The 17,672-nt window shown below is 38.4% G+C and carries 25 protein-coding genes; 3 read left to right on the forward strand and 22 right to left on the reverse strand.

The window, feature by feature from the left end; all coding sequences use genetic code 11:
* Positions 1–296 precede the first annotated feature (296 nt).
* Positions 297–1,859, forward strand: coding sequence for an FISUMP domain-containing protein (locus D5J18_RS04450; protein WP_119057812.1), 1,563 nt, complete (start codon positions 297–299; stop codon positions 1,857–1,859).
* Positions 1,860–2,061: 202 nt separating this feature from the next.
* On the forward strand, positions 2,062–2,628 hold the full coding sequence (locus D5J18_RS04455) for a DUF2892 domain-containing protein (RefSeq protein WP_119057813.1): 567 nt from the start codon (positions 2,062–2,064) through the stop codon (positions 2,626–2,628).
* A gap of 107 nt (positions 2,629–2,735) precedes the next feature.
* On the opposite strand, the gene D5J18_RS08880 is transcribed toward D5J18_RS04455, so the two are convergent.
* The 17 genes from D5J18_RS08880 to D5J18_RS04535 form a co-directional block, all read right to left on the reverse strand.
* Entirely contained in the window at positions 2,736–3,083 is a 348-nt protein-coding gene (locus tag D5J18_RS08880) for a thymidylate synthase (RefSeq protein ID WP_260377487.1), read from the reverse strand.
* Between the two features lie 86 nt (positions 3,084–3,169).
* A complete protein-coding gene (locus tag D5J18_RS08885; protein ID WP_260377488.1) occupies positions 3,170–3,370 on the reverse strand; it encodes a hypothetical protein in 201 nt (66 codons plus the stop codon).
* Positions 3,371–3,555: 185 nt separating this feature from the next.
* The gene (locus tag D5J18_RS04465) at positions 3,556–4,071 is read right to left on the reverse strand and encodes a hypothetical protein (protein WP_133298099.1); all 516 of its coding nucleotides are present in this window, start codon (positions 4,069–4,071) and stop codon (positions 3,556–3,558) included.
* A complete protein-coding gene (locus D5J18_RS04470; protein WP_119057815.1) occupies positions 4,064–4,621 on the reverse strand; it encodes an N-acetylmuramoyl-L-alanine amidase in 558 nt (185 codons plus the stop codon). The genes D5J18_RS04465 and D5J18_RS04470 overlap by 8 nt, the downstream gene beginning before the upstream one ends.
* 27 nt (positions 4,622–4,648) lie before the next feature.
* Positions 4,649–5,056 (reverse strand): hypothetical protein, encoded by a 408-nt coding sequence (locus D5J18_RS04475; protein WP_119057816.1) that lies wholly within the window; start codon positions 5,054–5,056, stop codon positions 4,649–4,651.
* Between the two features lie 25 nt (positions 5,057–5,081).
* On the reverse strand, positions 5,082–5,522 hold the full coding sequence (locus D5J18_RS04480; RefSeq protein WP_119057817.1) for a hypothetical protein: 441 nt from the start codon (positions 5,520–5,522) through the stop codon (positions 5,082–5,084).
* A gap of 1 nt (position 5,523) precedes the next feature.
* The gene (locus tag D5J18_RS04485) at positions 5,524–7,032 is read right to left on the reverse strand and encodes a hypothetical protein (protein ID WP_119057818.1); all 1,509 of its coding nucleotides are present in this window, start codon (positions 7,030–7,032) and stop codon (positions 5,524–5,526) included.
* Positions 7,025–7,735, reverse strand: coding sequence for a hypothetical protein (locus D5J18_RS04490; protein ID WP_119057819.1), 711 nt, complete (start codon positions 7,733–7,735; stop codon positions 7,025–7,027). The genes D5J18_RS04485 and D5J18_RS04490 overlap by 8 nt, the downstream gene beginning before the upstream one ends.
* 4 nt (positions 7,736–7,739) lie before the next feature.
* Positions 7,740–8,639, reverse strand: coding sequence for a hypothetical protein (locus D5J18_RS04495; RefSeq protein WP_119057820.1), 900 nt, complete (start codon positions 8,637–8,639; stop codon positions 7,740–7,742).
* Positions 8,636–9,115 carry a hypothetical protein gene (locus D5J18_RS04500; protein ID WP_119057821.1) on the reverse strand — a complete coding sequence of 160 codons (480 nt, stop codon included), beginning with the start codon at positions 9,113–9,115 and terminating at the stop codon, positions 8,636–8,638. Before D5J18_RS04500 ends, D5J18_RS04495 begins: the two co-directional genes overlap by 4 nt.
* Positions 9,108–9,971, reverse strand: a complete 864-nt coding sequence (locus D5J18_RS04505; RefSeq protein WP_119057822.1) for a nucleotidyltransferase — start codon at positions 9,969–9,971, stop codon at positions 9,108–9,110. The genes D5J18_RS04500 and D5J18_RS04505 overlap by 8 nt, the downstream gene beginning before the upstream one ends.
* Before the next feature lie 75 nt (positions 9,972–10,046).
* Positions 10,047–10,358: a hypothetical protein gene (locus D5J18_RS04510; protein ID WP_119057823.1), complete on the reverse strand. Its 312-nt coding sequence runs from the start codon at positions 10,356–10,358 to the stop codon at positions 10,047–10,049.
* Positions 10,355–10,636, reverse strand: coding sequence for a cell wall anchor protein (locus D5J18_RS04515; protein WP_119057824.1), 282 nt, complete (start codon positions 10,634–10,636; stop codon positions 10,355–10,357). The genes D5J18_RS04510 and D5J18_RS04515 overlap by 4 nt, the downstream gene beginning before the upstream one ends.
* Position 10,637: 1 nt before the next feature.
* Entirely contained in the window at positions 10,638–11,111 is a 474-nt protein-coding gene (locus D5J18_RS04520; protein ID WP_119057825.1) for a hypothetical protein, read from the reverse strand.
* Entirely contained in the window at positions 11,108–12,097 is a 990-nt protein-coding gene (locus D5J18_RS04525; protein ID WP_119057826.1) for an STN domain-containing protein, read from the reverse strand. Before D5J18_RS04525 ends, D5J18_RS04520 begins: the two co-directional genes overlap by 4 nt.
* 1 nt (position 12,098) lies before the next feature.
* Entirely contained in the window at positions 12,099–12,710 is a 612-nt protein-coding gene (locus D5J18_RS04530; RefSeq protein ID WP_119057940.1) for a DUF6046 domain-containing protein, read from the reverse strand.
* A 4-nt stretch (positions 12,711–12,714) separates the two neighbouring features.
* Positions 12,715–15,045, reverse strand: coding sequence for a phage tail tape measure protein (locus D5J18_RS04535; protein ID WP_119057827.1), 2,331 nt, complete (start codon positions 15,043–15,045; stop codon positions 12,715–12,717).
* 19 nt (positions 15,046–15,064) lie between these two features.
* Here D5J18_RS04535 and D5J18_RS08790 point away from each other — a divergent pair, with 19 nt between their 5' ends.
* The gene (locus D5J18_RS08790; RefSeq protein WP_165844958.1) at positions 15,065–15,238 is read left to right on the forward strand and encodes a hypothetical protein; all 174 of its coding nucleotides are present in this window, start codon (positions 15,065–15,067) and stop codon (positions 15,236–15,238) included.
* Here D5J18_RS08790 and D5J18_RS08795 read toward each other — a convergent pair.
* Genes D5J18_RS08795 through D5J18_RS04555 form a run of 5 tightly spaced genes read right to left on the reverse strand, consistent with a single transcriptional unit; the run spans position 15,235 to position 17,669 of the window.
* The gene (locus tag D5J18_RS08795) at positions 15,235–15,375 is read right to left on the reverse strand and encodes a hypothetical protein (protein WP_165844959.1); all 141 of its coding nucleotides are present in this window, start codon (positions 15,373–15,375) and stop codon (positions 15,235–15,237) included. The two genes, D5J18_RS08790 and D5J18_RS08795, sit on opposite strands and share 4 nt — an antisense overlap.
* A 50-nt stretch (positions 15,376–15,425) precedes the next feature.
* Entirely contained in the window at positions 15,426–15,746 is a 321-nt protein-coding gene (locus D5J18_RS04540; RefSeq protein ID WP_119057828.1) for a hypothetical protein, read from the reverse strand.
* A gap of 46 nt (positions 15,747–15,792) precedes the next feature.
* On the reverse strand, positions 15,793–16,227 hold the full coding sequence (locus tag D5J18_RS04545) for a hypothetical protein (protein ID WP_119057829.1): 435 nt from the start codon (positions 16,225–16,227) through the stop codon (positions 15,793–15,795).
* 6 nt (positions 16,228–16,233) lie between these two features.
* Positions 16,234–17,409, reverse strand: coding sequence for a DUF2586 family protein (locus tag D5J18_RS04550; RefSeq protein WP_119057830.1), 1,176 nt, complete (start codon positions 17,407–17,409; stop codon positions 16,234–16,236).
* Complete coding sequence (locus D5J18_RS04555) at positions 17,406–17,669, reverse strand: hypothetical protein (RefSeq protein ID WP_119057831.1); 264 nt, start codon at positions 17,667–17,669, stop codon at positions 17,406–17,408. The genes D5J18_RS04550 and D5J18_RS04555 overlap by 4 nt, the downstream gene beginning before the upstream one ends.
* Positions 17,670–17,672: the final 3 nt, after the last annotated feature.

Below are 17,672 nucleotides of genomic sequence, written 5' to 3' on the forward strand. Positions count from 1 at the left end.
AAAATAAAGTGTAAACACACACACACACACACACACACACACAAACAATGAGCTAAACAACTCATTATCAGTAACTTATAATAATTTTTTGCTTCCCCGCGGGAGCGAACCGCAAAGCCGTGCAAGAAAATCTTGTGCGGTTTTTCTATTTTCACCTGTGTGAAGGTAGTAATTTCTTCAAAAAGAAGAGCCTCACGGGTTGGGGCTCTTTCTAAATGAAGGAGCAAAAAAACAGCAAAAATTTAATGAAGAAAAAGAATAAATCAATAAAATATTAACCAAAAAAAATAAAACAAATGAAGAAATTATTACTTTCTTTCGTTGTATTGCCAGGGGCTTTAGCTATGGCTCAGGTGGGCGTTAATACAGACCAGCCAAGGAGCAGCTTTGATGTAGCTTATATAGATCCGGAAGCTCCTGCGGGTGCAGGACGGGTAAACGCTAAAACTCCTCAGGGCGTTAACTTCCCGAATGTTAGCACAGCGCAGCGTTCAAAATTTGAAGATATGAGCGAAGGAATGATGATTTATAATACCGATAAGCAGTGCCTTGAGATGTACCTTGGGGTAAGAAACGGTGCCCACCAATGGGACTGCATCCCCAATGTAGGGAACGAATCATCACAAAGAGTATCAGTATCGCCAGCAAGTTTCGACGGGCAATTTATAGGAGGCGTGCCATTATCAAACGCCAGCGTAAGTTTCACCATTACCAACAATGGATTCTCTGCCTTTAACAACGTTGACCTCTCTGATGCCGTTACGGTAGAAAATGAAGGGGCAAATATAACAGTAACTGGCTCAGCCAACAACGGCGTTAGCCTAAATGGAGGCAAAAGCAAAACTTTGACGTATACGCTTAGCGGGACGCCGCGGGCAGGTCAGCTTACGGCTAGATTCAACAAATTAAGATTAAGTGCAGACCAGCAATTAACGGTAGGCAAAGGAAATGCAAACCTGCAAAACCAAGAGCATTATATCGTGTCGTTTGCCCATGGTAGCACGACCATACAAGGTAATATAGACAATGAGGACAACCAAGTTCGCATCAGTATACCTTACACTGGTGGAAAAGGAAGTTATGATGCCGTAAGCATTACCCAAGATGCCGCCCCAGGGCAAGGAGACGTAACCAAGCAAATCACGCTTAGTATCCCAGCAGGGAACTTTTCACCGCGAGGCGAGTTGATTGCGACGCTAAGCGTAAAAGACGGAAGATACCCAGTTAAGCAGCTGGAGCCAGGGAAAGATTATGACATTGCAACTTATAATATTAATATAAACGGGAGTACATCCAAAGTCATCATCAAAGGGATAGGCGGTATCCCAGACAGGAAGTTTAAAGAAGATTCACGCTACAAGTTTATTTACTTGCCCGTTACCGTTGAAGCGAATGGTTATAAAAAGACATGGCTCAATTACAACTTAGGAGCAGAATTTGCCAAACTAGGAGCAAACTTTAAGCCACAGCAGAAGTTGTTTGGCCAAGCTGCCCATGATGAAGATAAAACCCATGGTTCATTATACCAATGGCAGAGCGTAAATAATAACCCTTGTCCGTCTGGTTACCATGTTCCGACTATCGATGAGTGGGAGGACTTTCATCAGGCTGTAACGGGTAGACGTGATTATGGTGATAATCAAATGTATACACAGAATAAGTTGCCAAACCTTGCAGCTGCTGGCTCCCCTTACTATGACAATGGTTCGCTGTACAGCAAGGGTTCTCACGGGGACTACTGGAGTAGCTCTGTTAGTAGCGGTATCAGCGCTTACCGCATGTACTTCTTAAGTGGCCGCAGCGGTATGAGCATCAACAACCGAGCTTACGGGCGCAGCGTGCGTTGTATTAAAGATTAAAGCTTTTTAGCCCTCCGTGAGGAGGGCTATTTTTTTATGGCTTTTTTTAGTTTAATGCTTTTTATTTCGTTAAAAATTTTTATTAAGAAATTAAGGCTACAAAAAGTCTTGGTAAAAAATTAAACGTTTAGAAAACTTTATTTATAGCTGTAGAGATTGGTGAATTTCGAGGTATAGTTTTATATTTGTAAAAATTAAACGTATGCACAAAAACATAAAAATTACTTTAGCTACTCTGCTGGTGGTTGGCGCAGGATATTTGTTTTATGAGAGAGAGTATGGCTGGGGTGTGTTGGTGAGTTTATTGGCGGTATTCCCGGTGATCTTCTACTTTAGAAATGAATATATTCTGTTGGCTTTTTGGCAAATGAGAAAGCAAAATTTACCAGCAGCCAGAGAATGGCTAAGTAAAATTACGAATCCTGATAAGCAATTGGTAAAAAAACAAATGGGCTATTACCATTTCATGAATGGCATTACATTAGGGCAAGATCATCTGAAAGAATCCGTAAATCATATGAAAAAAGCTTTGGACTACGGGCTTTCTTTTGCGCATGACCGAGCGATGGCAAAATTGAACTTGGCAGCAGGAGCAATGTCTGGAGGGCGAAAAAATGAAGCGAAGAAGTGGTTGGCTGAAGCAAAAAGCGAGGATAAACAAAATATGTTGACCGAGCATATCAATATGATGGAAGAGCAGCTAAAGCGCATGAATGTAGGGCGCAATATGCACAACCCGAATATGCGCCGAAAAGGTAAATTTTTCTAAAAAATTTTTAAAGCCTTATATAATCCGCAAAACAAAATGTACACAAATTTAAAACAAAATGTACATTTTTAAATTAAATAAGCCCAGTGTTTTGCTGGGCTTTTTCTTTATACATTCAGCTCAAATTTTACTTTTTTTCCGCATAGCAACTCTTCTGTTTTGCTGAGGTTGTTCTCGTAAATGTGGACGTTACCGAGGTTGAGGGTAATGCTCTTGAGCGGCAGTTTTATCTGTCTGCTGATTAAATACAGATGATAAATATCGGCTGGCAAACCCAAACTCGCATCGCTGGAACGCTGGTAAGCACTTACTACTAATTTTCCCGCATCTATCTGAAACTGAATAAGCGATAAACACGGCTGTTGGTTGCTTTCGGTATCGTTTTTACCGAGAAACAAAACGTAGTTCTTGCTGTTTCTCTTCTCTTTGTTGATTTTCTTGATGAGGCCTGGCAATTGCTCAAAATACGTGGGATATGAATTGACTAAAATAGGGCCACAATAGTCCCACCAGTTTATTCCAGCTTCCTTGTAACGCTCTGTTAAGCGTTCGCCTGTTGGAACAGCTCCAGCTCGTTTCTGAGCTTCACACGAGCGATGCCGTGCGTTTCAAATATCTCTAAAAGGTCTGCCGGTTTTAATTTTAATTGTTGGTCTAAAAGGTATTTGATGTTTCCTTTTTTGTTTTCTTGAATTTTACCTTTTTCAAGGATTTTTTCTAAAATTTTGTAATATTTATTCATGTTTTTTAGTTTTTTCTTATTTTTGTTCTACCACACATTTAACCAAAAAAAGCCACAGGAACAGAAGACTTTTGTCCTCCGTAGCCTGTGGCTCTCGTTTAAATGTGTGGTAACTTTAAAGCGGAGGACTTTTATACACTACCTCCAAGTGTTTAAATGATATTTAATTCGGTTTTAAATACTCTTCAAAATAGCTTTAAACGCCATGTTAAATAAGCCATAGCGGCTAATAAAAACCCAAAGAAATAAATCCAAAAATTAAACTGAATACCTTTGACTTCTTTTGTTTTTTCTTTCTTTTTAACTTGCTGTCTATCTATACTTTCAGACTCAATAAAAACTTTGCTTTTTTCGTCTTTTTTTTCTTGAAAAGTTTGGTTAACTGATTGATTATTTGTACCTTTACTACGCAAAAGCACTCCACCCGAAAGGGTGATTTTCTCAACGGTTTTGCCGTTCAATTCATGCGTGTATGTAAGCGGAATTGAATCGCTTAAGCTTCTTAATTCAAATTTTGAATTTTCAAAGAAACTTTTTTGATTGAACGCTTGATTTAGCTCCATTTGCGTTTGAACTATGCTATCTAACTTTTGTAGCTTAATTTGCTGTGCTTGGTACTCTTCTTGCTGGACTTTAACCTTTTTTGCTGCGCATGAAATGAACACTACACACAAACTGAATAGGACTAAAAACCTAGTCATTTCTATCGTATTTAATCATCAAGTCCACTAAAAATTTGGCGATTTCTGCACGTTTTGACACAAATCGTTGCATATCTCCAGCGTTTGTGATAAAACCAAATTCAATCAAAATGGCTGTTCCTCGCATATTCAAAATTCCAATTTTGAAATGCTGACTCTGGTTATCGTTTCTTACTCCTCTTGACTTGGTTCCAGTGATTTTGCATAAGCCTTCCAACGCTTCTTTTGCCATGTTTTTGCTGTCTGTTCCAGCATTTTTTGAAATAAAAACTTCTATTCCAGACACGCTTGGGCGTGCAGCGTTCAAATGTAAATCCACAACCACATCGCCTGTACGTAATTGTTTGCGAATACGGTTCTGGTATTGCCTATTGGTTTCCCAGTCGGCATCGGTGTCGTGTGCGTGATTTCTTTTCTTGAGCTCGGCAACAATCATTTCTCGCAGTAGTTTCATCTCATCGCGTTCTATATAGCCATTTGCCACGGCTCCAGAGTCCTTATCATGATGCCCTGCGGACGGAAATACTTTGTCTAATCCTAATTGTATCATTTTTTTATTTTCAGATTTTAAAATTTTTTAAGGCTTAAAAAATTTCTCAAAATTCTCCTCTCGGTGTTTAATTCTTTTATTAATCCAGTGCTCGCAGTGATTGGGGACTGACTTGTCTAATTTGTCTACCAATTTCCTGAGTTTTTCGCCTTTTTCAGAAAGGGTTTTATCTCTTTGGTTTTTCCCTAAAACACTGGATATGGTTTCTTTCCTGTGCCCGAAGTGATGGACTGAATTCGGGGTTAAAAGCTTGCGATTCAGTAATGTTTTGAATTCTGAGTTTGCAAAAACGTCTAAATTTACCGCCGATTTATAATCATAACCTTTTGTGCTTCCATAGACTTTGCGCACGGCTCGTTTGTTCCACCAAGTGAGTGGAAAGAATAATAAATAAGCTGTAAGCCATAATGTTTTGTTTTTAATCCAGTTTTTCATGTTTTTTTTAAGGCTTTAAAAATTTTTACTCGATAATATCTTTTGCTTCTTCTTCTGTAGGTTCCGTAAAATCTTGGACTTCTTCAGGAGCTTTTTTCCTTTTATCTTCAATTAACCCCATATCCATCAAAATTCCTTTGTGAATAGCGGGTATAATCAAGTCTTTGGCTTGACTTAAGAATAACGCCGTATCATCATCCGTTGTAATGAATACGGGGTTTGTGGTAATGTTTACCTTATCTCCCGTGGGCGTGAGTGAGTGCGTTCTTTTTTCTGTGAAAATTTGATTGTTCTCTAAGTCTACAATTATTTTTGTTGCGGTTACGACTTTCTCTAAGCCATTGTTTTCGAAAAAGGGATTTTCTAAGTCTAATTCTTGCGAATTAAATGCTACGCCTATAAAGGTGTCTTCTTTTTCGTTTCCGTAGAGTTTGATTGACTTGTTGTTTATTTCTTTGTGTTGCATGTTAAATGTTATTTAAAATTATTTTGTTAGACGCGTTATGAAAATTCCAGTTCTTATTCTTTATCCTCTTGCATTGTTCTATGATTTTTGCAATAATGGGCTCTTCTTTAGTTCTTTCTACCGAGCCAAACATATTTTCGTCCTTTTGTCTTAAATGGTATAATTCGATGAAAATATAACCTCCCTGCACGTCATTGTCAGCTATTTTTGTCAGTACTTCTAACAAATCCTCCTCATCCCAAGTTGCAAATCTTGTTACGAAATGTGAGAGTTTATCCAATGCTTCTATTTGTATCCTTTCTTTAGAGTAAGCCAAGTAAGCAATTTCTAATTTTTTTAACTCTAAATGAGAAAGATTTGCTCTTATTCCATTATAACTAAATTGTTGTAAGCCAACTTCTTCAACGCTGTTTGGTAGTAGAATTTCAACGTCCGAGCCGTCCTCGGTTCCCGAGGTCGAGAATGCTTTTAGTTTTTTAAAATTCCTGAAGTCGGTTGTTCTTGCTAAAATCGTCGGGTTATCTGCAATATCAAGTCGCTCTAAATTAACGCATTCTTCTAGGTTTAAAACATCGGTTCCAGTGAGTGGGTTGCCATGATTATTTCTAAGACCATTTCTTACGTTTAAATTGATTAAATCTTCGGGGTGCTCTAATTGAATGGATTTGTAAGACGACGAACTTACCGATAAAAATTTAACTCGTGGGATTAACTTGTTTTTGTTTTCAAAATGAGGGTTGTGACCTAATTCTATACCTTTGCAAGGGTATAATTCCACATCTTGCAAGCTCGTGTTAGATATACTAACGGTTCCATTAGGGTGCATGGGTACGTCTATCTTTTTGACGTCTGCAAAGTCAACTTTATAAAGTCGAAAATGATTCAATTGAATTGATTCTTTATTCGTTAAATTCCACGTAAGCGCGGGGATATACCTAAGGTCTAAATGCTTTGTATTCGTATTTCCTTTAAAAGTGAAATCTAAATGCTCTTTATTTGTATTAATACTAAGTTTTTTATAGTTTTCATCTAAAGTGAAATCGCTAAGGTGTTGTCCGCCTACATAATAAATTCTCCCGTTCGTAGTATCTTTTTTAAAATCTGTAATTTGATAGTCTTGCTTTACTCGTTGCGATATAGTGTAACTATCTTTATTATCGTTATAAATACTGTAGTCCTTACCCTTTTTTAGGTTAAAAGTGTCTATCATTTTCTGCACATTTTCTCTGCCTTGCATATAATAATTCGGTGCATACAAATAGCTTGTAAGGTTTGAAAGGTTTAGAATTTCAACGTATTCAATCCTTTTAACCCCCTCTTTTTGTGAGAAATCCACTTTTACGTCTGTAGTGACAATCGTGCTACCGTCTGCAAACTTTATTCTTTTTGGGTAATTAGGATTGTAGCTCATATTAGGGATGTAATAATCCGCTGACATACTCTTTGTTTCAATCCAAAAATTCGTCTGTGGCACGCTACTTCTTATTCTTCTTCTACTGGTATTACGCATTGTATTCTGACAAATTGGCTAAAATGTTATTTTCGTCTTTGTATTCTAATTCAATTAGATAGTTTTTCCCTGCTATAAAGTATTGGTTTACATTATTAAGCCATTTTAATTTTGCATCAGACGGCAAAGCTTGCCCGTTGAAATAGACGTATTGCACGTTTCCACGCTTTGCTTCGTTCAAATCAATTGTAAATGTAGATAATGGCGTGGCGTTCCCATAATCTCTTAATTTATCAAATTTAATTACCGAGCCTTGTGTAATTTCAGGTTCAGGGGTTGCTGTAATACCTAATTTCTCTCTCCATTTTTCAATATCATTTTCTACGAGGTTTTCAGCGTTTTTGTCGGCTTTGGTGGTTAAGTCTATGTTGTCTATAAGGGTATCCACTTGGGCTTTTGTATAGCCCGTTCCTTGGGTTGTTTCACCCCCTTTTTCATAGTCATAAGTAAGTGCATGTATAGCTTCAATTAATGAAGTCTTTTCATTGTCACTTAAGTTACTGCCGTCTTTGTATAAAAGGGGTTTTAGTGAATCTGCGCTGGGTAGCGTAGCGAGGAATTCATCCCAATTTTCAATAGCGTTTTGGGGGATTTTTTCGTCTTTGTGCCAGTAAGAGTCCATCCAATTCCAAAACTGTTCTTGGGTGGGCTTTAGGAAATTCCTAAACCAGCTCTTTATCGTATTTTTATCTATTTTTGCCATTTTTCTAAATTCCTTTGAACATGATGAATGCTAATGTGTAGTAAGCCGGGCGGTTGTCTATCGGTTGAGCTTCGCCATTAAGCCCCCCAGCCCTTTGTGTTACCCCTGTTAGCCTTATAAATTCGCTGTCTGTTTTTGAATTTCTATAGTAAACGTACTTGTTGTCCTCATCAGATTTAGCAGGACCATAAAGGCCCTCACCTACGTACTGTGTTCCACCAGCGGCTTTTTTGTCTGCGGTCTTTTCAATATAATAAGCATCTTTGAAGCTGTGCGAATGCGAACCACTTGCCGTGAAATCATGGCTGTGCGGCGGTAAGTTTACGCTTTGCAGCGTTACGCTATCAGAGCCTCCTTTCGCTCCCATCCCTGCATTTTCATCAGTGCGATGTTCTCCTTCTGAATATCCACGTACAAATTTCCCGCTCAAGTCAGGCGTTCCGTTTTCGCCATTACACAGCACCCAGCCTGCAGGAATTTCGCTAATTTCCCCGCTCCACATGGATATTAAACCCACGGGCGTAAGTGCTTTTTGTAATATTTTGATAGGTGTAATTCTTGTGAAATTTGCCCAGGGATAAACCGTAGTTCCGTTGCCAAATTGGGCTTTTCGCACCACTTCTACATCTCTTGCTACACCGTCTTCAAACTGCTTTTGCGTGCGAGTTTCTACAATCACAACATTTGTAGCCAAAGTCCCACCCACGAAGGGTAAAATTTCGCCACCTATGTAAACTGTGCCGTCGCTCACTTGTGAGCCTGTAACTTTGCAACCGCTCAGAATCGTTAAATCTCCTGCGATTTCGCCAAAATTCTGCATGAGCAATAGACTTGCTTGCATAAAGTTGAGCGTATTCGTTGTTAACGGAAAACCGCCTGTTTGTTGTACGTTTAATCTATTCATATGATTTCATATCTTTTAGATGCTAAGCGATAGAAATCTATCAACGCTTGCATTTTATTTTTATCAAAATTTAAATCCGATGGAACGTGAACGTAAAAATCCACACCTGTTTTTGCGTATGCCGACTGCCTGTGCAGGTAAGTCGGATTGTTCACCGCTTCTGCAGTTAGCCATTTGGGTTTGTTTTCGCCCTCAGTATAGATGTAGAAAGGCCTTGCTTCAGCTCCGTCGTCTATCCTAATTCTACGCAATTGCGGGTCAAACTCATCGTTTAGCACGGCTCGTAAATAACATATTTGCCCATTATGCCTTAGCTTGTATAAATTCTGTTGCCTGTTATTGTGCCATTCAGCATAGAGCTGACCGATTGGGGAAATAAGCACTCGCAGCCACGCCAACATGCTCTTTTTCCTGAGAAAAGTTGGAGTCAGTAAAACGCTTAGTTTATTAAAATCTATTTCGGCCCATTTAGACATAATTTATTGTGCTTAGGGTGTTAGGTTCGTCATTATTGTCAAAATTCACAGCGAAATAGCCCGAAACGGGAATTTTGCTCATATAGATATTTTCATAGTTGCCGTAGGTGTTTCGTTCCGCATCTATCCAAGCTGTTTGGGCGTTGTTAGAAACCAAATCCAACACACCAGGAACCGCCAAAATCTTTTCTTCTAATTTCTGTATAGAAAGCTCTCCATTGAACGGCAATTCTTTCATAAACGCCTGTATGGCATCTTTCACAGGTTCTTTAGCGTTTAAAATATTCACGCCGTTTTCGTTCAAAACCAAAGGGTCTCGTTTGATGGTTAAATTTAGCTTGAGCAAATCGGGCAGATAATTAATAATCGTCAGCTTCACGCCTGCATCACGGATTTCGCTCATGTAATAATCAAAGGAAGATTTCACTTCTTGTGCGATTGGAGCGAGTTCTCCTGTTTGATTTTCGCCTGCGATTTTGATAATCAAACGGCTTTGGTCTTCACTTTCCACCACGGCGGAATACTTTACCAGCTTTGCCTTTTCAATTTCTTGCGTTGTTGCGTTTTTAGTATTAAATTCATCATAATCCGTTTTTAAATCAAAACCGTACAAGAAGGCCAAAGCTTTGTTTCTGTACCAGCGTGCCGTGTGTGGACTCTGCTGGTAGAGTTCTGTTAATAGCTCTTCTCTATGCTTGTCAAAGAGTTTCTCCAGTGTCCACGCACAGAAAGCGACAATGTATATCCATAGCCGCCATATCGCCGTGCGACTGGTGGAGTTCAAATCTGCTAATGCGGGTTCGCCCTGCTTGATTTGGTGCATTTCTGCTTGTATTTCTTCTATGGTTCGTGCCATTTTATGTTATTTTTTTAGTTAAAAGAAGGTTTTTTTTAAGGCTTTAGAAATTTTTCCAGTTTGCATTTAATGCGTTCAGCTTGCTACTTTAAAGTCATAGTTAATCGCCCAAGTGCTTATGCCTTCTTGTATTTCTTCCACACCGTCATTACCTGCTGTTATCACTTGTATCGCCGTGGCGGGCTGAATGTTTTTTGCTGTGTAATAGTTGTATATATCATTATTTTTTGTCAAATCATTTGGAATGTTTAAACGGCTCCCAATAGTCAATTCATCGGTAAGGCTAATGCCGTTTGCTACTGCAATATCAAAGGCGTTTTCTGCCTTGCCAGTGTGTTGGGTGGCGAGGTCTAGAAGGCTCTGCCTGTTTAATACTACTGCATTCATATTTTGGCTTTTCCGTTCAATTGTTTGTATTTTGTCAATTCAATCGTTAGTGCTTCTACTTTTTGTTCAAGTTCTTTTATTGTTTCTTTGGCTGCATCCAGTTCAGCGATTGCCATTGAAAGTTTATTACCAAGATTGTCCACCATTTCTCTGTATATCCGCACGGCTTTGTCCACATTGTCCAGTTCACTGCTTTGTCGCGTGAAAAACCAACCGACAAATCCACCCAATAATGCACCTATTGCTTCTGTGATATATTGTTCTATAAATCCTAACATTTTAATCTTGTTTTAATAACTGTTTAAACCTGTTTTCAATTGCCAAAAATTGTGGTTGATTGATTAACTGAATGGTTGGTCCATTGCTGGTTGTGAACTTCATTCTCTGAATCTCTTGTAATAAATCCGTCATCAATTTTGCCAAGGTTTCGTTTTCTTTTTTGAGCAGAAAACCATCTGCATTGATGCGAAACTCCACAGATTCTATTTTTGTCTGAATTTGCTTTACTTCTGAATAGTTTACAATCACTGCCTTTTCTTTGCTGATGAAAACACACGCCACCAAACTACCTATTTTAGGTTCTGTATAAATTCCGTTTTCAGCCACTTGAATCAAAGCTTCCAGAATGGGAGAACTCCCGTCTATGGGTTGTAAATCCGCTGTTTGCTCTGCTGAATCCACTGCTGTAACTTCACAGATTTTTGCGTAAATCTCATCGCCATTTTGGGTCAGCTTTTGTACTATATTTTTCATTCCGTTTTATTTGTGCTGATAACGTCTCCCAATTCAATTTTTTGTCTATATCCATTGATGCCAAAACTCACTTCATTTCTTTTGATGAGATAAGTTCCGCTATTGCCATCAGAGGCGTGAATTTCCATCATATCGCATTTGCTCATCTCTGGAACACCGAATGTTTCAAAATTTCCCTTGAATCCACTTTGCTTATATCGTTCAATCACCTGCATGGCATATTTTTCTAATTCTTTTGCTGTAAGCCCATCTATTCTGATTTTGATAACTTCACCGTCTTTATCACCATATTCATAAGTGATTTTTTTATTTTTCTTGTCAAAACTTTGTGCCTCTACACGCACGCTTATTTCGTCTTTATCTCTGTACTCAAAATCTTCTGAAATAATATTTTTCCCATGCTGAAATTTCCCTTTTTTCCTGTTATCAAATGGGTATTTTAGCCCTATATATAGCACGCTTTTCCCATTAATTAATCTGAAGTAGGCTGTGAGCATCATTTTTTCTTTCAGCTCTTGCAACTCTTCAGACACGTTAGCTTTGGTGATTCTCCAATTGCCAATTTTTATGTTATTATCTATCAGTTTGAAAGCGATGTTTGAACCTTTTAGTAAATGTTGTATAATTTGCTCCAGTGTAGCATTCTTGAATGCTTTTGGTTCTGCTTTCATTTGTTTGAGCAAAAACATTCCATCTTCACAATAAATTGTAATAGGTGTTTTGGCATCAATTCTTCTGACATAACCAGAGAACCGAACTTTTAAATCGCCATCATATCCTAATTTTACTGTAATGCGGTCGCCTCTTTTGGCAGGTGGCTTATGGTATTGGCTTGTGTAGCCTTCCCAAGTGATATGGCGTGGCAATTTGAGTTCACAAGTATCTGTAAGTGTGGCTGTATCTTCCACAATTACACAATCATGAACCGCTGTGAACTCCCATGTTTTATCACTTTCTATGATGATATGGCTACTGAGTTTCAACATTTTATTTTACTTTGATATAGTCTTCTTTTAATTCTTTGATTTCATATGGTTCATCAGATAGCATTTGTATCTGAATACTTTGCCTATTGCTGTGCGTTTCTTGTTGTAATTGAAATGATTTTACAACCACGGTTTTTATGCCAAATAAATCCAAGAATTTACTTTGTACAGGAATAGCCTTGTGTTGCAACAAAATTTCTCTCAGTCTTTTTAAATCTTCCAGAGGATATTGGTCTTTGGCTAAATCAAAATCATCTATTTTATCATTTCGTGTATCGCCTATAATCCCAGCATCTACGGTAATGATATAATCTCCATTGCTGATAAATTCCTTGATGGTACCGTCTCTTCCTTGCAAAGTGGTGGTTATGATATTTCTCTCTTGTGTAATACTCATAATCACCTCTCTGAAAATAAATTGTTTGCTACCTTCTTCAATCTGCAATGATGTGAGCCATGATGTATTTTCAAAATCAGATAAATTGTCTAAATTGGCACTCAATTCAGAGATTTTGAAAGGTTCACCTTCACGCATTCCGAAACGGAACATTAAATCCATTGCCGTTGTTTTGGCTAATATTTCAGGTTTTGTATTGATATTAATGTCTATCATTTCATTATTCATTTACGCCAGAGAAATCAGCACTTGCAGTCATAAACACCTCTCGCACAGCTTGTAATAGTTGATGTCTATCCACACCTTGCTGATGGTTCATATACACGTTGAAATTATCCATGAACTTGCCAATCGTTAGATTTCTCACTTTATTCCCATTCTCTGCGCTGCTATTTCCTTTGCTTCCTACATTTTTGTTTTTCGTTTTTTCTGCCGCCACACCACCAATAGTACTCGTCTTGATTCCAGAACCTTTACCAACATCAAATATTGATTTATGGCTATCATCTACTATTTTTACCTCCTGTGGCTTTCCTGTTTTATCGTTATTTTGATTCTTTTGATTTTGTTCTTTATCAAATTGTTCTCCTGCTGCATTAGCCCCTGCTTTTCCTGCTTCGTGAATATTAATAGTTCCTTCAGATGAAAAAATCCTGTTCCAAAGTTCACGGATAGGTGCCAGCACACCGCTCATTTTGTTCATAATCTTGTCTAATAACCCCACAATCCAGTCCCATATATTAGAAAAAGCATCGCGTATAGGATTTATAATGGCATCTTCTACCCAAGCGGCAAAACTGCCAAAGGTTTCTTTTATCCAACTCCAAACATTGAAAATCAACGAAACCACCCATTGAAAAATGCTTTTAATCGTATTCCAAAGTGAGATGAAAGTATTTTCAATCCAAGACAATGTGGATGCTGCAAATTCCCAAATTGCTGAAAACGTTTGTGTATAGGTGTCTTGAATATATAAAGCAATCGGCTTGAATACTAAATTCCAAAGCCTATCCACATACACTCCTATATTGTGAAATATAGCCTTTCCAGCTCCACCAATGTAACCCAGTATTTCTCTGAATTTCCTTGAGTTTTTATATAGGTGTTTTAATCCTACAACCAGTCCCGCAATGGCTAAAATAATAAGTCCAATCCCTAAAGCATTTAATGCTATTTGAAAACTTGTCGCTCCTGCTGTTGCTCCAAAAAATGCGGTTCTAACAGAGTCTAATGAATGTGCATATATTTTGTTGGCAACGCTTCCAATTCCTGTCCATAATGCCAATGCTCTTCTTCTCACAACAGCAATGCCTGTTTGTATATTAGTTTTAATTTTTTGTAAGGATATAGCTCGATATGTAGACATCAGTATATGACCGTAATAAGTCAATTTATCCATGGTTTCTATTGCAGAAAAACTACTGCTTATATATGGTGTAAAACTTTCAGTAAGATTGAAAACAGAAATCTTCAAATCATCAAACCAAGCTTTTGTTCTGGCTATTTTCTCATTATAGCCACTCATAATCACTTCGGCTTGTTCTACGGCAGACTGTGTTCCCACGATAGCTTTACTCATCGCTTCTGCCTCGTCTGCTGTGTTTATCATCGCAATGGCTGCTGCCATATTTTCTTTACCAAACACTTTGGTCATCAGTGCCGTATCACCTTGGATTTTCCTTAGCGTTTTCAATCTATCATGTAGCGGAATACTGGTATCTGCTAAATAATTCACAGATATACCCGCTTGTTCTAATCCTTCTGCAGCTAATTTAGAAGTAAATCTTCCTTCTGATAGTGTCGCTAAAACATTCCTCAACGCCACACCGCCTTCACTGCCTTTTTTCCCTGCTTGGTCCAGTAGCTGAATATAGGCATTGGTTTCGGCAAAGGATAAGCCTGTGGTTTTTGCTACCATACCTACTTGTTCTAATGCTTGTTTAATTTGGGGCAATTCGGCAGAACCTTGCTGTGCAGCAGCAGACATTACATTCATCATATCCGCCATTACTTTTGCTGCCGCAATAGGGTCGTCCATACTCACCCCAAACTGATTGAGTGAAGTATTGAGTACATCAGTTGCTGCCACGGTATCGCCACCCATTTGCTTAGAGAGGATATTAGCCGTTTCGCCCATCATCTTCATTGCCTCGGCATTGTTGGCGATTTCTGGCGAAAGTTGGGAGAGCATCATTTTGTAAGCTTCCACATTGTCCACGGCAGATGTGCCAAAGGTTTTGGCGGTATCTCTTGCTGCTAATTCTATGGCTTTTAATCCATCGCCTGTAACGCCTGTAATGGCTGAAAGCTCCAGCATATTAGCATTGAGGCTTGCTCCAGGTGCTATTAAATTATCAACGCTTTGTTTTATCTGATTAAGACTATCAGCAACCAAACTTACCGAAAGTAGTGCCTTGTAGCAATCACCAAATACTTTTGTAGTTTGTTTCGTGGCCTCTCTTACACCACTCAAACCGTTATTGATAGTAGCAAAAACTTGCCCACCATTAGTAGTAAAACTTATATTATATATTGTTGTGTTTGAAGACATTTACTATCTTTGTATTAGTATGAATTTATTTGGTTATAAACCCACTAAATTAGGATGGGTGTTTATTTTCAGTTTATTGATTTCATTTATTAATCCCTTAGCCTTTGGTATTGTGCTTGGGCTTTGGTTTGGTTATGGTGTTTTGCTTTTTGCTAAAAAATGCTATGATAGTGCTGTTCATAAAAAAGATTAACTCCCAAACATTGCTTTAAATAATTCTGCTTGGTTTCGTAGTCTCCATTCTTCCAGCCACATAGCTTGGGCGTAGAGTTTGTTCCATTGTGTTATTTGCAATTTCTCTGGATTAATTCCAAAATGGCTTCTAATCAAGGCATCTGCTTTCCATTGCTCCCTTTCGCTGTTTTCGGCTAATAAGGAGCTTACAAGTTTTTTGCTTCGCTACTGGTTTTTTGCACCCTTGCCATCAATGCCTCTACGGCTTTAATTTTCAATACATCTCTTTGGGCAATATCATCATCTACAGCTATTTTACAATTGATGTAGATGCTTTCTAAAGCTTTCATTTCATCAATTTTAGAAATTTTATTAGATGCCCTCAGCATTTCAAAGGTGGGTTCTCTGAAGATAGCTTTATGCAATTTCCCCTGTGCAGTCACTTCAATTAATACCAAAGCTCCGTGCTTTTCTTTTAATTCTTCTATTTGTGCGGTATCCAGTCCGCAGATTAATTCGTTTTCCATGTTATTTTGTTTTGATAAACGGCAGCAATGCACTGCCGTATTATATTTAGATTTGTTTGTCTGTGATATGTGATACGATGAGTTCCAATTCTACCTCTTTGCTCATATCGCCTTCTTTCCAATCAAAAGTGGTTTTTTTGAACTCACAATTTTTCAAAATATGCGTTACCATAGGTTGATTGTCTGGCTGATAGCTCACGGTGATAGTGAATGGTGCAATGCGGTGTAATTGTCCATTTTTTGCCTTGGCTTTCAATGCCATTACAGTACCCGAAAGTAGCGTGATAGAGCCAGAACATTTCACTCTACCATATCCACGGCTTACAGGGTTTCTACCTGCTCCATAGATGTCCTCTTTTTCTTGCTCTTCTTCGTACTTGATGGCTCTGATGCCTGTGATAGGAACACCACCTATATTCATCACAATATCGCCCCAGCCGTATTCTCTTCCATTAATCAATGGTTCTAATTCTAATGCCATAGGTTTTTATTTTTGTAGGGTTAAACCAATTTTCACAACAATTTCTCTCAATGTACCAACAGGTATAATTTTCAATACCACTTCCAGTTTAGAGGTCTGCAATACTTTTTGGTATGGGCTAATACTTACATGGTGTCCGCTGATTTCGCCATCTCTCAACATTGCATCCAAAGGCTCTTCACATAGTGCTTCCAAAGCATCTATATTAGAAGCTTCTAAATTTCCCGTGTCTGGGTCTATATAGACAGGTGCAGAAATTTTAGGTACCAATACACGATTGACTTCCCTGATGGCTTTGTCTATGGTTCTATTGTTTTCTATGTAGGCAAAATCATCATTTTGAGCTGTTGCTGTAAAACTATCATTCAGATAAGTTCCCGCATTGCCTGGGTACTGCACCAGAAACAAATAACCTTTATCATTTAATGATTGTAATTGTGCTGGTGTGTAATTACCTACCAGCGAACCATCACAAAATGCTGGCACATCCATTTCCAAACCTTTAAATTCTCCTCCAGTGAATTTTTTGTCATAGGTGTCGCTCACAAGATTCTGCCTTTCTACCCAAGCAATGCTTTCGCTTACTTTAGCTTTGGATACTGCACCCAAAACGGCTCCAATACAAGAAACAGACGGCTGTGAACCATGGATATAGTTGCCTCTTCCTGCTCCGTCTTGCCCAATGACAACACTTACCCTTTCGGATGAAAAAGTATGCAAGTCTGGCAAAGAAGTCATTTCAGAAGTTTGAATTTTGCATGAAAATAAGATGCTGAGCGGTGTGATGCCTAATGCCAATTCCTGTGCGATTTGGTTCAGCTTTTTCACACAAGTTTGCAAATTGGTTGATGCCATTTTAAAATCACAAATGGCCATCTGTCTTATTTTGCCTTGTGCAAAGTTTTGCAAGACTTTCACTTCTGTATAGGTTTTGTCAGACGCTTCTACACCTTGCACATAGAGTTTGGCTCCCGGATTGATTCTGAAAAATTCAGAAACGTGATAGTGCAGCACAGGATTCGTTTCATGTGTTACGCTTATGGTTTCTAAATCCACAGCATTGTTCAGTAGGGTTTTTGCTACATTGGTTTCACCATAGACGATAAGCCCAGAGGTGTGGTCTTCACCGGGCAATACCCGGCTCAGACCTCCATTTTCTCTTATGAATTTTACTCCATTCATTTTTTCTCAGTTCTTTTGGTTGGTTTAGCTGCTACAGGCTCTGCATCTGTTTGTGTAGATCCATCTGTTACAGGTTCTGCTCTTTCTGTAGTTTTATTCTCTTCACTTTCTTTCTTACTTTCTCTTTCCAACTTGATAACTTTTTTGTTCTCTAAAGTTTGAGCATGGTTGGCAGCGTCGTTTTCTAAATAGAAATACTTTTTATCTGATGTTTGATAAACAACATCCAATTTGGGGTTTTGTTTAAATACGTTTTTCATAGT

It is taken from the genome of Candidatus Ornithobacterium hominis (assembly GCF_900538215.1).
In the GTDB taxonomy this organism is placed as follows: Bacteria; Bacteroidota; Bacteroidia; order Flavobacteriales; family Weeksellaceae; genus Ornithobacterium; species Ornithobacterium hominis.